The sequence below is a fragment of the Alkalihalophilus lindianensis genome, assembly GCF_032843265.1.
Taxonomy (GTDB): Bacteria; Bacillota; Bacilli; order Bacillales; family Bacillaceae_D; genus Alkalihalophilus; species Alkalihalophilus lindianensis.
On sequence record NZ_JAWJBA010001168.1, the window covers coordinates 1 to 228 of the forward strand.

At 49.1% G+C, this 228-nt stretch carries 1 protein-coding gene; it reads left to right on the plus strand.

Annotated elements, in window-relative coordinates:
- Positions 1–228: hypothetical protein (locus tag RYX56_RS25745; RefSeq protein ID WP_317124563.1), on the plus strand; the 228-nt coding region annotated here is incomplete at both ends.

Genomic DNA, 228 nt, shown 5'->3' on the forward strand with positions numbered 1-228 from the left:
GTGACCATCAAGGCAGGTACGGTAACCACAATTGCTAAGGCAACTGAAGTTGCTGCTCAGAACATCCCGGCCGGTATCTCGAATACTGTCCTCGGCGGTTTTGCTACCAACTTCACTGGTGAAGCAGTTTCGGTTCAGAACCTCAAGTTCACCATCACCACTTCTTCGAAGATTGATCCTCTCACGAGCGTTTCTATCTTCAATGAAAGCGGTGCAGTTGTTGCAGGT